Origin of the sequence: Solibacillus sp. R5-41 (assembly GCF_002736105.1) — a bacterium.
Lineage (GTDB): Bacteria > Bacillota > Bacilli > Bacillales_A > Planococcaceae > Solibacillus.
Genome location: NZ_CP024123.1, coordinates 3,441,757 through 3,457,197, shown reverse-complemented (window position 1 = coordinate 3,457,197; position 15,441 = coordinate 3,441,757). Strand labels below are relative to the sequence as shown.

General features: G+C 36.2%; 9 protein-coding genes. 6 read left to right on the top strand and 3 right to left on the bottom strand.

The window, feature by feature from the left end:
- The first annotated feature begins 66 nt into the window (after positions 1-66).
- Positions 67-957 (top strand): alpha/beta hydrolase fold domain-containing protein, encoded by an 891-nt coding sequence (locus tag CSE16_RS17155; protein WP_099425016.1) that lies wholly within the window; start codon positions 67-69, stop codon positions 955-957.
- Between the two features lie 47 nt (positions 958-1,004).
- Here the strand turns inward: CSE16_RS17155 and CSE16_RS17150 are convergent, their stop codons facing one another.
- Positions 1,005-1,208 (bottom strand): hypothetical protein, encoded by a 204-nt coding sequence (locus CSE16_RS17150; RefSeq protein WP_099425015.1) that lies wholly within the window; start codon positions 1,206-1,208, stop codon positions 1,005-1,007.
- A 79-nt stretch (positions 1,209-1,287) separates the two neighbouring features.
- Positions 1,288-6,390: an ATP-binding protein gene (locus CSE16_RS17145; RefSeq protein WP_099425014.1), complete on the bottom strand. Its 5,103-nt coding sequence runs from the start codon at positions 6,388-6,390 to the stop codon at positions 1,288-1,290.
- Positions 6,391-6,921: 531 nt separating this feature from the next.
- Between CSE16_RS17145 and sstT the strand changes: the two genes are divergently transcribed.
- Complete coding sequence (gene sstT, locus CSE16_RS17140; protein WP_099425013.1) at positions 6,922-8,151, top strand: serine/threonine transporter SstT; 1,230 nt, start codon at positions 6,922-6,924, stop codon at positions 8,149-8,151.
- A gap of 139 nt (positions 8,152-8,290) precedes the next feature.
- Here the strand turns inward: sstT and CSE16_RS17135 are convergent, their stop codons facing one another.
- Positions 8,291-9,202, bottom strand: a complete 912-nt coding sequence (locus CSE16_RS17135; protein WP_157764848.1) for a DUF4003 family protein — start codon at positions 9,200-9,202, stop codon at positions 8,291-8,293.
- 187 nt (positions 9,203-9,389) lie between these two features.
- On the opposite strand from CSE16_RS17135, the gene CSE16_RS17130 reads away from it, so the two are divergent.
- The 4 genes from CSE16_RS17130 to hutH all read left to right on the top strand — a co-directional run bounded on the left by CSE16_RS17130 (position 9,390) and on the right by hutH (position 15,375).
- On the top strand, positions 9,390-10,604 hold the full coding sequence (locus tag CSE16_RS17130; protein ID WP_099425011.1) for a carboxylate--amine ligase: 1,215 nt from the start codon (positions 9,390-9,392) through the stop codon (positions 10,602-10,604).
- A 557-nt stretch (positions 10,605-11,161) separates the two neighbouring features.
- Positions 11,162-11,596: an SACOL1771 family peroxiredoxin gene (locus tag CSE16_RS17125; protein WP_099425010.1), complete on the top strand. Its 435-nt coding sequence runs from the start codon at positions 11,162-11,164 to the stop codon at positions 11,594-11,596.
- Positions 11,597-11,608: 12 nt separating this feature from the next.
- Positions 11,609-13,606, top strand: coding sequence for an ABC1 kinase family protein (locus tag CSE16_RS17120; RefSeq protein WP_099425009.1), 1,998 nt, complete (start codon positions 11,609-11,611; stop codon positions 13,604-13,606).
- Between the two features lie 290 nt (positions 13,607-13,896).
- Positions 13,897-15,375, top strand: coding sequence for a histidine ammonia-lyase (gene hutH, locus CSE16_RS17115; RefSeq protein WP_099425008.1), 1,479 nt, complete (start codon positions 13,897-13,899; stop codon positions 15,373-15,375).
- Positions 15,376-15,441: the final 66 nt, after the last annotated feature.

Sequence of the window (15,441 nt, the reverse complement as noted above, 5' to 3'; positions counted from 1 at the left end):
GTATAAGTTTAGGGGCATTGTAGCAATGACCAGTGCAAGTAAATTGAGCGAGGGGAGTGGACCGAATTGCGCAGTTGGCAAAGTGTTTTATTCGAAAAGTATTTACTCATGCGCGGATCAAAAAAGAAATTCCTTAATTTAGAGTTGATGGATCAGTTTATCGAAGAAAAGTATAATGCACTTCCGTATGAATTGGATAAAAAGTTTCAGGAAAAGCATGCAATTAATCAGTTCGAATTGAGTGGGATGAAGTATTATGTAGTCAATGAGCAAATAAATCCAATGAAAGTGATTTTTTATTTTCATGGTGGGGCATATATTAATGATCCTTTAATTTTTCATTGGCGCCATTTAGTAAAGATTGCAGAAAAAACAAACTATACAATTGTCGTACCTATTTATCCGAAGCTACCGCGATTTACATATACCGATGCATTTACTGCAATCCATACATTATATGATAAATTACTCAAGCAATATGATGCACCATTTATCTTTATGGGAGATTCGGCTGGTGGTGGGCTTGCTTTAGCACTTGCACAAGATGTCAAATTGCAAAACAAAAAGCAGCCGGAGCATGTCGTATTATATTCACCGTGGCTAGATGTGTCAGGATTGAACCCTGAGTATAAAGAAATTGAAAAAATCGATCCAATGCTTGGTCTAGTTGGTGCTCAACGGTTGGGGAAACTTTGGGCAGGACAAAGTGATATATCAAATCATTTAATTAGTCCACTCCATGGCCCAATTGATGGGATAGGGAAGATTGCACTCTTTGTAGGATCGTATGAAATGCTCATAGTGGATGCCAAAATGTTTTTAGAGAAGGCAAAAAAAGAAGACGTGGAAATTTTATATTTTGAATATCCGAAAATGAATCACGTATTCCCAGTATTTCCGATACCAGAGGCAAGTCGGGTTTTAAATACGGTAGTATCCATTATTACGAAGGATTAAATAAAGCACAATGAAGCTGGTTCGTACAGCTCATTGTGCTTTATTTGTTAGGTGTTTTTTTGCTTATCTTCTTTTACTTGTCTATATAGATGGATAATCAATAAAATGATACCAATCGTACATAACAAAAGACTTGAAATGAAGATGGCACCCCACACCCAAAAATTCAAATTTACCGTTACAAATATAGAAAGTGTTAATAAGATAATCCCTATTAGTAAAAAGAAGTAGCCACGTTTATAAAGCGACAATGGTTTTCCCTCCCTAGAAAGTAAAGATACTCTACTAAAATAACATAGTCGGGCTGCTTGTTTCTATTTATAAGTAATTCTACATGTTCCTTTCAACTAAAATCGGTAGGGTGAAATAGAATCTAGAGCCATGATTATGAATACTATCAGCAAAAATTTTCCCGCCATGCTGCGTAACAATCTCTTTACAAATAGCTAAGCCAATCCCATGCGAATTCAACTTATTTGAATTGGAAGCGAGGTAATAGCTATCAAAAATAAAGGGTAGCTCACTCGAAAGAATACCAATTCCGCTATCTTCAACGACACAAAAAAGTTCATCATCTTCAATACACATCGAAATAGAAATACTCCCCTCATTAGTATATTTAATCGCATTGGAAATTAAATTCGATAAAACTTGCTCGATGCGTAATAAATCAATTTGAACATATAAGCCAGGCTGTAAATTACAAGAAGCAGAATAAGCAAGCTTTGCCTGATGGACATCCTCTTCGAAGCGGTAGGCAAACTCTTCAAAAAATTGTTGAGTAGACATTTTCGTATACGTAAAATCTGTACGCCCAGCTTCAAGCTTTGTCAGTTCAAATAAATCTTGAATTAAGCGATTTAATGCGATAAGTCTTTCGCGACTGCGTTGTAAATATTTTATTTGCTGTGCTGGATTTTGCACAACACCATCTAAAATCGAGTCAATATAGCCTAATGTTGATGTGAGGGGAGATCGTAATTCATGTGATATACTTTGTAATAATTTTTTTCGTTCCTGTTCATTAATTGCGAGACGGTCATTTGCTTCCTTTAAGAAAATGTTCATCTCATCTAAAGCAGCTGTGCGCTCTTTTACACGATTTTCTAAATCATAATACATCTCCGCATTTTCGAGTGTAACAGCGAGATGTGTAGCGATAATTCGTAGTAATTCTAGCTGGACTGCATTGAAGGCATTTTCAAGTAAGTTATTTTCTAAGTATAAAAAGGCTTGAATTTTCCCTTTAAAATGAACTGGCATACATAAAAATGATTTTGCTTGAATACCTAAATGGCTAAAATATTTACTATTTGAAAGATTGCCTTCAACAAGTGGTTCGTTTAAAAGTAAGGAATAATCGACAATTCCTTTTATCGCAACATTAATTTGCTCGGGCAATAGCGTGAAATTAAAATGATCTTGATTCACGGCGACTTTAGCAAATGTGTAAAAATGATTTTCTGCATAACGAATAAAGTAGCAAGAAGTAGCATTTGCCTGCTTTAATATGGAAATGAGTAATTTTTGCATTAATTCTTCGATACTAATTTCATTCGCTAAAGCATGTGTCGTTTCCAATAAGCTAATCATGTCATAGGAAAAAGTAGGTTGAATCGCTTGAGGTTGTTGAATGATAAAGTTGGAATACTCACTTTCCCAACGATTTGCAATGGTAAAGGCGCCCCATTCACGTAATTTGATAATACTTTGCGAAATATAATAGCGCGCTTTGGCCGATTGCTGTAGCTCAATAAATAGTTTTCCAGTGCGCTCATAAATCATCGCCTCATCTTGAGGGAAATGATAAACCTTTGCTAGTTGTAATGCCTGATCATAAAACAATGTGGCCTGTGCATAGTCTTTGTTCAAATAATGAAACTCAGCAAGCAGCGTTAAATACAAATGTTCATAATGATGAGGTGCTTCTTTTGCCCATTTTTTAAAACGGCGCATACTGTCCTTGAACTCCGATACTAGCTTTTTTTTAGAAAAAGGAGGCTCCATATTACCCTTTAAAAAATCAATATGACAAAGCCCTCTTAAAAAATAATAAACCGGTGTCGTAGGCAAAGAATAAACTTCAGAGCTTTGCTTCGATAAATAGTTGAGTATTTGCATTAATTGAGTCTCATTTTTAAATAAATAGGCCATTCGTAGTCGTAACGTATAATGCATAACCGTAACGGCTTCTTCGTCATGTAACGTAATATGTGAATCCCAATCCGGCAATTGAGTAGGTGATTGTAATGCCCCCATCCAGGATTTCAATTCCGCTAAAAAATCAATCGCCAGAACACTCGGATATTTTTCATATTGTGATTGCTGATAAGTGAGCTCCTCTTGAATTTCATGAATAGGACGCCCATCAATTAATTGCACACTACATATAAAACATGAAGTCGCTGTTACGATGTAGTAAAGCCCGAGCTGCTCCATATATTGCTGCGTTGTTCGCATATAAGGAATACTCAATGCAAAATCCTTCTCCCAGTGATTTAGAAAGATTCCATAAATAAAATAGACACGTGACTTAACATAAGAATTATCTTGATTTTCCGCCATGGATAAGGCTAATTTCCCGAAACGAAGCCCGTCCTTCACATTATCAAAGCCAGAAATTAATAATAATGCATAATTAATAAATACAATGGCACTCTCTGTTGCTGCACCATATTTTAGCTGAAGACGCATGGAGCGAAGGAAAATCATCCCTGTTAAATTAGGGCTAATGCGGAATGAATTCGTAACAATATTAATCATTATTTGAAGGAAAACATCAATTTCCTCATTTTCAATTGGTTTTAAATTGAGTAATTGTTCATTGGATTTATTGCGTAATGCCATCTTTAATAATAAAAACTCTTGTGCTAAATGCAGTTTCGTTGGTTCCCGTGAAATGTTCATGTTGCATAATTCCATCGCCTTAAAGCCTGCATCGAGAACTAATTCGTTATTTTCTAATTCAATAAGAGACATTAACCGGTAAATTTTCAGCTTTTCTAGTGCGCTTTCGGTATGCTCTAACGCTTCTTGTATATAATATTTGGATTGCTCATAATGACCAACTAAATATTCACATTCACCGATTTCCATAAATAGCTGAATTGTCTTTTCACGAAACTCCGTCCATTTATTTTCGGGTAAAAACCGTAAGCTATCAATATAATGCTGCCGTGCTGTGCTAAATAAGCCTGCGTTTTTTGCTTGAGTGCCAAGTTCAAAATTCCACATGGCAAGCTGCTGTTGCTCAGAAGGTGTAAGTAATTCTTTACAATAATTTAATTGCCTTACGAGTTCATGTAGTTGCTTCGATAATCCATCCTCTTTTTGCAACAATTGACTAATAGCAAAATGAATTTCCAATCGTTTTTCATGACTAAGTGTGTCATAGGCAGATTGCTGGATACCATCATGGATAAACTGAAACTGCATCGAATAAAGTTGATGATGATTTTCTAACAACGTAGAATGGGTAAAATTAAATTGTCCATCAACCGCCATAATAAAGCCCTGTGATGTTAACTCCTCTAAGTAAGAAAGCAAGTCATAAAATGGGATGTTGACTACCTTTGACAGGTAATTAAAATTAAAAACCCGTCCAAAGCAGGAGGCAATTTGTAAAATATTTTGCACTTGACTTGTCAGCTTGCCCAGGCGACTTTCAAGAAAGCCAAATAGTTCATTGTTGGCAATACTTTCATGCAATTGCTCCACATCATATTCCCAACTTGAACTTTCAATATTATAGAAAATCGTTTTGTTTTTTAGAAGCATTCGAAATGCTTCATGAATAAATAATGCATTTCCTTGTGTCATCTGATATAAGCGCTGTGCAATGTGATGGGCAGTACCACAACGAGACTGAAGAGAATCACAAACCAAATCTAAAACGGCTTCTTGGTCGAGCAAATGAACGTAAATACCAGTGAATGAATCAAGCTCTTTTTGCCATACAAGACACGTTTCATTCATACCGGTTTTTTCTTCACGTATGGCAATGATTAATAGAAAGTAGCCATGATAATGTTGTTCATAAATATATTGCAGAATTTCAATTGTTTCTTGTTGTGCCCATTGAATGTCATCAATAAAAACTACAATCGGCTTTTTTGCACGTGCAAAAATAGTGAAAATCTTTTGGATGGACGAGAAAATATAGGCATTCATTTGCAATGTGTACTGTTTGCTTTCTTTTACAATCCGAATCTCATCATTAACGAATAGACTTAGCTCTGGAAGTATATGTATTAGGCTTTCAGTCAGCATGAGTTCCACTTCTAATAGGCTTTTTTGAAAAGTAGCAACCGCTTGTTCGCCTTCTAAATACGTTTGTCGCAATAACTGATGGAGCGGTTCGATAATAGGCTGAAATGTATGCTGCTCTTGTAATTGATCAAATTTACCTTCAAGAAAAAAACCTTTTGCTAACAACGTTTCTTTTAGTAAAGACTTCGCAATAGCTGATTTTCCACTACCTGATAACCCTTGAATAAAGACGATTTCCTTTTTCCCATTTTGTACTTTATGAAAAACTTGGCTTAATAAATTTTGCTCTGATTGGCGACCATATAATTTCGTCGAAAGTTTAGGTTGTAATACTGTATCATTTTTTCCAATAACAAATTCATTTGCTAATTTTCCAGCAATTAGTAGATCCTTTGCTTGAAGTAAGTCCAATCGCAAGCCAAATGCCGTTTGAAAACGATCTTCTTTATTTTTACTTAATAGCTTGAGAATGATTTTCCGTAATATGACAAGTGGACAATTTTGTTCAAGTAAAGAATGGTCTGGCGATTTGGTTAATATATAAAATAAATTATCCATTGTGTTATTCGCCTGGAATAGCGGTATACCTGTAACCATTTCATACAGAGCGGCACCGATGGAATATAAATCGGTACGTTCGTCAATTTCTAACGCCACCCGACCTGTTTGTTCAGGAGCTATATAAGGCAGTTCACCCATTTTTAATGGAATTTGAAAGGTTTTTTCATTTGCGATATTCCAACGAATCGCAATAGGTGCCAGCATTTTTATTTTATTTGTTTGTGGTTGAATATAAATGAGTGATGGATAAAAATGCTCAATAATATCGCCATGTTGATGAATATTTATACAAGCATTTGTTAATTCAATCGCAATTTGTAGGACTTCATGGATAGGGGATGTTTTGTTTTGAAAGTATTGCTGTAGTGTTTGTCCCGTAAAATCCTCATAAGCAATGACATAGTGCTGGTCGAGTAAGGCATATCCAACAGGCTGAAATAACCAAGGATTATGCTTTATTTTTAATGTTAATAATTCCAGTTGTGATTGAGCTTGCTCCTCTGTGAAAATTGAAGGCATTATTTGTACAAACATTATGCGATTAAATTTATCGACATATTTGCGGCTAAGTAGAGTGTGTAAGTTAAGTGTTTCGTTAATCATCTGCAACAACACCTTTCCTAGAAGGTTGTTAATATTTGAACTTTTTTAAAACTTTTTGTTGTGAATGGCTGTACTGGTCTTTTAGTCTAGTGTAATAGTAATTCTTTTGAATTTCATCGATTAAAATTGAATAATCAGAAATTTGTACGGGTGAATTCTGTGGAAAATGTTAGGAGTTTGTGAGTCGTATTGTATTGCATTTTATCACATTCCTGATCATTTTCCTATTTTTAGTAATATATAGGAAGAAGGTTAAAATTAGGTTAAAAAAAGTGAAATTTAATGGGGGAAATAGTTAGGCTTGGCATGAGGGATATCCTAATAATTTTTATGTAATACTAATAGTGAAATAAGTATCAAGTAAATTAATTTTCCTGTAATTAGAATTTTTTGTGTACACCTCAAAAATACAGTTGTGTTATTGATAGATACAATGTATTATTTTAATATATTTAAAAAACAAATTTATGAATTGAAAACCAAACGAATCGAAGTTTTACTATATACACAGGATAATTTTGGAGGAAAATAATGAAAAGTTTATTTGAAAAATGGAATAGTATTAACCTTGTGAATCGAATCATTGCAGGTATTTTACTCGGAATTGTGTTTGCTTTATTATTACCTGAACAATTGTCTGTAATTTCAATATTTGGTGCATTGTTTATTAAGGCGTTAAAAGCAGTAGCACCGATATTAGTATTTGTTTTAGTCATTAATGCAATCTCTTCTCACGCGAGTGGCAAGGCTACGAATATGAAAATGGTTGTAATGTTATATATTGTAGGTACCTTTTTAGCCGGTTTAGTATCGGTTGTTGTAAGCTATATTTTCCCGACGACTTTACTATTAAAGACTGGAACACAGGAAATAGCACCACCGAGCGGAATTGCAGAAGTATTAGAAACATTATTATTCAATATCGTATCCAATCCTTTGAGTGCAATTATAGAAGCAAACTATTTAGGGATACTTGCTTGGGCGCTTGTTTTAGGATTTGCATTAAAAGCCGCGAATGATACAACAAAATCAGTAATAGCAAACTTATCAGATGCGGTTACAAAAATTGTACAATGGATAATTAGCTTAGCACCACTTGGGATTATGGGACTTGTTTTTGAGACAATTTCAACGACTGGTTTTTCTTCATTATCGTCGTATGGTCGTCTCGTCATCATATTAGTCGGTACAATGTTCTTTATTGCATTAGTTGTAAACCCTTTACTCGTATTTATTGTTGCACGTCGTAATCCATATCCGATTGTTTTTGCAAGCTTAAAAGAAAGCGGAATACCGGCATTTTTCACGCGAAGTTCAGCAGCTAATATTCCAGTAAATATGGCATTAGCAGAAAAGCTTAAGTTAAATAAAGACACGTATTCGATCTCGATTCCTTTAGGTGCAACAATCAATATGGGGGGCGCGGCAGTTACAATTTCAACATTGACGATGGCGGCTGCTCATACTTTAGGTGTTGAAGTCGATCTACTCACGGCTATTATTTTAATGGCTTTAACAGCGGTTTCAGCAGCCGGTGCATCAGGTGTAGCAGGGGGCTCATTATTATTAATTCCGTTATCATGTAGCTTATTAGGAATTTCAGATGAGATCGCGATGCAAGTTGTTGCGATTGGCTTCATCATTGGGGTCCTTCAAGATTCATGTGAGACAGCACTGAATTCATCATCGGACATTGTATTCACTGCGGCAGCGGAGTATGCAAACGAGCGAAAAACGAGATTGGAACGAAAAAACAAGTAAACACAAAAAATCACCATGCCAATTTTTGTTGGAAGGTGATTTTTTTTTTCGGAAATAGAGAAGTACAATAAAAATAATCCCTTATGTCTCGGCATTGTACTTGACTAAAACTGAATCTGAGACGTCGGCTGAAATCAGTTTAATTGTCACTAACCCCATGATTACTTGTGAAATCATCATTGACAAGAGCATACGCAAAATCAGAGAAATCCATATTGTAAGATGGGAGATCCCCAATTGCTTCATTTGCCGTATATATTTGCGTTGCTAGTAGTAAGGTGTTGCAACTGTTCGGAGAGATTTTTAAGCTGCGACAAATTTCATCATGGATATCTACAAGTGCAGGAAATTGATTCGTTTCAAAATTGGCAAGTGCGAGCAAGCCAATTGTGCTGTAGTGACAATTTTTTAAAGTAGGTTCAATCGAAAAAATAAGCTTCATCAGCTCTTTTACATGCTGAATCGTATTTGCGCAAAATGTCCCTGTACCAACCGTTAGTAAAAGGGCTGTTTGAATCGTATCATTACCGCGAACAAAACCGTCCGTAATCAACTTATTATAGTATTGCGTATATGTATTGGCTAATATGTGAGATTCTTCTGGACGAGTAGCTAAGATGGCGCAATGATGCGTAGCAAAGGAGGAGAACTTTAAACTAGGCTGCTGCTTTAATTCGTGCATAAGTGCTCCGATTTTAATGATTGCCGCTTCATCATTTAAATACATGGCTGTAAGATAGCTTTGCTCCCCGCGATTAAATTGCTTTGGTAAAGTTCTATATTGTTGAAAAACTTTTGGGATTTGTTCTGGATTTTTTGCGAAATGTACATAATAAGCATGATTCAATTTAGAGCTGTTTCGTGCGAATTGATACCACTTTGTATGTTTTTTTATTTGCTTCTGAACGTTTTCATAGTCTTCGTAATAAAAATGAATATTACGAACGGTTAATTTGAGCGCCAAATGTTTTGCGAAACTTTCCGCATCAGAACCAAAATAAAGCTTTATTTTCTCGATGTTGTCAAAAAATAATTGCAATCGTTCATTCATTTTAATCACCTCTCTAATAAGTACGTTCTTAACATGAGGAAGTTTCATAAACCTAATTTTTATACGGACATATTTGTAAATTAAAGATTAATTCGAAAGATTATTGTATGATATGTTAGTGGTATCAATTACTACTTAGCGTGATTGTATCCAGATTTTAATTGTACTTATCGAGAGGAAGAGTTTTATGAGCAAACAACCATTTTTGCCCATTATTGTAGGTACAGATATTAATGCTTACAATATGGCCATTTCATTTCATGAAGAATATAATATCCGTCCAATTTTAGTAGGGAAGGGTGTACTGCCTTTTACGAATTTAAGTACAATCCCACGTGCGATTGAATACGATAAAAAATTAGGTGATCCAGCACAATTTGCGAAAATTTTAATAAGTGTTGCTAAAAAATATGAAGGTGAAGCAGACAAGCTTATATTGATTGGGACAAATGATTTATATGTCCGTTTAATTATTGAAAATCGCACCATTTTAAAAGATTATTTTGCGTTTAACAATATTGATGTAGAGCTAATGGAGCATTTACAAATTAAATCGAATTTTTATAAGCTTTGTGAGCAGCATGGCATAGATATCCCGACGACTTATTTTTATGATTGTCGCGTGGATGACGATTTTACTGGTGAGATGATGTATCCAGTCATTATTAAGCCGAGTAATGGGATTGAATATAGCCGCCATCCTTTTGAAGGACAAGCTAAAGTATTTAAAGTAGACAGTAGCGAGGAAGTACAAAAAGTAATTGATATGGTGAAGGCAAGTGGATATCAGGAAGAGCTCATTATTCAAGATTTCATTCCTGGTGAGGACACGGCGATGTGGGATTCCGTTATTTATGTAAGTTCAAAAGGTGAAACTCAGCTCGTAACATTTGCACAAGTGGCATTACAGGAACATACTAAAACTGCAATCGGAAACTATACAGCAGTCCTATCCCGCTATAATGAAGAAGTGATGACAAAGCTACGTGGCTTTTTAGAAGCAGTTGATTATCGAGGTTTTGCTAACTTCGATTTAAAATATGATGAGCGAGATGGCAAGTTTAAAGTGTTTGAAGTGAATATTCGTCAAGGTCGCTCAAGCTATTATGTGACGGCAATGGGGCACAATATGGCGCGCTATTTTGTCGATGATTTAATTTTTAATGAGCCGAAGCCATGCACCTATTTAAAGGGAGATTTATTATTCTCAGTCGTTCCGAAAATTGTCTTAAGGAAATTTGTTGCTGATTCAAAAGTTCAAGCGGATATTCAACGACTCATTCGTGAACGAAAAATGGTGAATCCGTTATTTTATAAGCAAGACAAGTCTTTCAAACGTAAATTTTATTTATTCATGCGCCAAATAAATTACTATAAAAAGTATAAAGAAAATAGTTGGTAATCAGTGGCAGTTGGAGCGAGGTGTTCTAGCTGCTTCTTTGAATAAGTTTTCTATTCTGGATTTTAATAAATTGCGTGCTTGTATGGCTGGCTAAGCACATGAGTCACACAGTTTTGTTACACAAATCTGTACGACTCATCTTTGTGCTTTGGGCAAGGCCATCCTTTATAAAGTTATGCTTCTGAATCTTTCTGGATTTATTGCGCCGCTACCGTGGGAGGCGGCACATTTTAGTGTTGAACTAATAGTGCAATACTTGATTCGAACATATGAAACTAACTTTATATTAGGAAGAAAATGATCAGGGATTGTGTTGGTAGAAACTTGAATAGAAGGAGTTTATTGGAATGAAAGGGAGACGACTCCTGCGGGAACAGCACGAGCGGAAAATCCACTTGTTTCGAGATGCATCTCGAAACAAGTTAGTTGGAGCCGTGCCCGCGGAAAGCGTCGGGACTGGAATGGAAATCAACTCCTCCCTTTTTCGATGAATTTTTAAAAGATGGATTCTTTAGTTCAATTTATATAGTAAAAGAAAAGTCAAAGGACGGATAAAAATGACATTACATACATTTAGTTTAACAATTGATTGGCCAGGGGGGCGCAATGAAGTTGGTAATTTAAAAGCACAGCGTTTACAAACGCAAATATCAATTCCTCCTGAGATGGATGGTCCAGGTATTGGCACGAATCCAGATGAAATGTTATTAGGTGCTGCTGCAACTTGTTATATCATTACGCTCGCTGCTATGTTAGAGCGCAGTCAAATTGATGCAATACCTACATTGAAGTCTGATGGAATCGTTGAAGTAACGAATGGCGTTTTTACCTATCGAGAAATCCATCATTATATTGAGTTGAACATGTCAGAGAAGGACGAAAAGAAGCGAGGTATGGCAGAACGCTATGCATATAAAGCAGAGGAGGTTTGTATGATTAGCAAGGCATTAAGGGGAAATGTGAAGATTGAAGTACACGTAGTAATGAAATAGGAGGCCGAATGGATGCATGCTCTAACAATTATTTTACAATTAGTTGTTGCTTCAATACTCGTATTTTTTATTAGTGGACGTTTAATTGGCTCTCAAGTGACCTTAGGTAAGCGCGCTTTTTCAGTCATAATCAGTGTGATTTTTACGAGCTTTGTCTTTTGGTATACATATATCCGCGGGACAAGTTATTTTGAAGAAGGAATTGTTTCAAATTTAATGAATGTTGTAACGCTTCTATGGTTTGGCGGTATGCTGCTTATTTCGATGTTGCTGTATTTGTTTTTTGAACTGTTTGATCAGATTGAAATTAATGAAAATGGCATACCAGTTGGACGACGCTCTAGTCTGAAAACAGTGCTCATATATTGGCGTCGTCAAAAACGTTTAAGTGAAGTTTTACGAATTGCTATGAAAAACGGCGTGACGCGCACGGTGAAATATGCCCGTTCGCGTGAAGATGAACGAGAATTAGCGATTGCTTTGCGCGATACGCTTGAGCAATGTGGGGGGATCTTCGTCAAGTTTGGTCAAGTTCTTTCAACACGAAAAGAGCTGCTATCTCCAGTGTTCATTGAGGAACTAGAAAAATTGCAACAGCATGTGCGTCCACTTTCGAAGGAGCAAGTAGACGAGATTTTAAAGAAAAATCTAAAAGGCGACGTCAATCAAATCTTTTCTTACTTTAGTGAAGAACCATTAGCATCCGCATCAATTGGCCAAGTGCATAAAGCGATATTACGTGATACAAACGAACCCGTTGCTGTGAAATTATTGCGTCCTGATGTAAAAAATATTATGAATGAAGATTTAGGCATTTTAATGGAATTTGCCAGTTGGATTTCAAGTAAATCACAATGGGCGGAAAGCTTAGGTTTTTTAGAGTTAGCAAAGGGTTTTAGCGTTGCTTTAGGTGAGGAAATCGATTTTACGATTGAAGCGCGGAACATGGAACAAATGACGACGATTATTCAAAGTGGGAAAAACGATGTAAAAATTCCTAAAGTGTATCAACGTTATAGTAATACAAACATTCTTGTCATGGAATATGTTACAGGGAAGTCCGTAGCTATTGCGCAACATATTTATGAAGAACAGCATATTGATCGACGCCAATTTGCGCAATCATTATTATTTTCATTTTTAGAGCAGGCACTCGTTTCAGGTATTTTTCATGCGGATCCACATCCAGGAAATATTTATATTGAGCAGCATACAGGAAAGTTAACGATGCTTGATTTTGGGGCAGTTGGGCGCCTTGCAGATCCACAGCAAGAAGGGTTGAAATACTTCTTAGTCGGTATCTATCAAAATGACGCACCACTAGTTGTAGATGGTGTAAGGTTACTCGTTGAAAATACAGAAGATATTAATCGTATTGAAATGGAGCAGGCGATTAGTCAAATTTTATTGAAAATTAATTATGTATCACAAATTCCCACAGATGTTTTAATTTATTCTATTTTTTCGGTTGTCCGTGAATTTGGGCTGCACTTTTATCCCGCGGTTAATGTTGCATTGCGCGCGATTGTGACGCTCGATGGTACATTATCAACGATTGATCCAAACTTCGAAATTTTTACAGAAGCGAAGGAATTTTCAAATGATTATTTGAAAACAAGTTTTTCAAAACCTTTTACGGAGCCTCGTGCTACAAAGGCGCTTATAGAAGAAGAATTAGCACTCATTTTACCAAATATCAGTAAAATCCCAAGGCGAATTGACCAGCTCGTGAAGAAGGTTGAAAGTGGTAAAATTATTTTGCATCACGATATTTTTTCTGATAAGGCAAATTCATTATTCATTAGCCAATTATTTTCGCGCTTCGTACTATTATTAGTCGGCATCACCTTTGGCATCATCTCTGTTGCATTATTGGCCATTTCGCAATTCATGCATTCGGTCTATGCTATCTATTTAAATACTGTAGCTCATTTAGGTTTATTTATATGCGCAATCTTATTAGTGCGTCTATCCATACAAGCAATAAGAGATATGAAGCGAATGAAATGAATTGAATGGAAGAGGACATTTAGACAAGTATCTGAATGTCCTTTTATTATTCATTAATTTCAACACTTCATTATGCTAAAATACTGAATTACTAAACTATTAACAGGTTAATGAATTAGATGGAGTATATAGAAATGTGTTGTAAAGCCTAATAAAATCGAGTTTACGAGAAAATATTCTATATTTATCGGGAAAAACGAATAAAAGACTAGAAAAGTGTAACTATTTGTACAATAATGAAATTAATCAAGTTCATTAACATAATACGGGAATAAAAGGGGACGGAATAAATGATTCAATTAAACGGTGAAAGATTATCGATGGGACAACTAGAACAAATTTTATACAAGCATGAAAAAGTTGAAATCGGACAAGACGCGATTGATAAGGTTAAAAAAAGCCGGCAAGCCGTTGAACGAATTGTGGAGCAAGAAAAAACAGTTTACGGCATTAATACCGGGTTTGGAAAATTTAGTGATGTTAAAATAGCAGAACATGAAGTAGGTACTTTGCAATTAAACTTAATCCGCTCACATGCTTGTGGTTTTGGCGATCCATTTCCTGAAATTGTTTCAAGAGCAATGATGGTGCTACGTTTAAATGCCTTATTAAAAGGGTTATCAGGTATTCGTTTAGAAGTGCTAGAACGTTTAGTGTGGATGATTAATGAAAAAGTCCATCCAATCATCCCACAGCAAGGTTCACTTGGGGCATCTGGAGATTTAGCGCCTTTATCGCATTTAGTGCTAGCGATAATTGGTGAAGGGGAAGTTTGGGTTGATGGTGAGTGCCGTCCTTCAGATGAAGTGTTTAACGAGCATCATTTACCACAAATTAAGCTACAAGCAAAAGAAGGGCTTGCTTTAATTAATGGCACACAGGCGATGACTGCACAAGGTGTCGTGAATTATATTGAAGCGGAAAAATTAGCGTATGCGAGTGAATGGATTTCCGCGATGACGATGGAATCTTTATACGGCATTATCGACGCATTCCATCCAGCTGTGCATGAAGCAAGAGGGATGCAGGAGCAAATGGACGTTGCACAACGTATGCGAGAATGGCTAGAAGGTAGTCAGCTAATTACGCACCAAGGGGAAAAACGTGTGCAAGATCCATATTCACTGCGCTGTATTCCACAAATTCATGGAGCAAGCTGGCAAGTATTGAATTACGTAAAGGAAAAGTTGGAGCTTGAAATGAATGCGGCTACTGATAATCCGCTCATTTTTGACGAGGGAGAAGTAGTTATTTCAGGTGGAAACTTCCATGGGCAGCCAATTGCCTTCGCGATGGATTTTTTGAAAATTGGTATGGCAGAACTTGCGAATGTATCAGAACGTCGCATCGAACGTTTAGTCAATCCATCTTTAAGTGAAGGATTACCAGCATTTTTAAGTGCTCAGCCAGGGTTAGAGTCAGGGGCAATGATTTTACAGTATAGTGCAGCAAGCTTAGTGTCGGAAAATAAAACATTAGCACACCCTGCTTCTGTGGACTCGATTCCATCCTCTGCGAATCAAGAAGACCATGTTAGTATGGGGACGACGGGGGCACGTCATGCACGAATGATTATTGCAAATGTCCGCCACGTATTAGCAATTGAAGCATTTTGTGCGGCTCAAGCAGTCGAATATCGTGGTGCAGAAAAAATGTCACCGAAGCTTCATGAAAAATGGCAGGAGCTACGAGCTCTTGCACCAAGCATGATTACGGATCGTATTTTTAGTAAAGATATTAATAAAATTGCTACGTATTTATTACCTTAGTTATTAAATAGGATGTCCAATCAATGGAGTCTAGCAAGTGTGGGGTATATATGAGCTTCAATCACC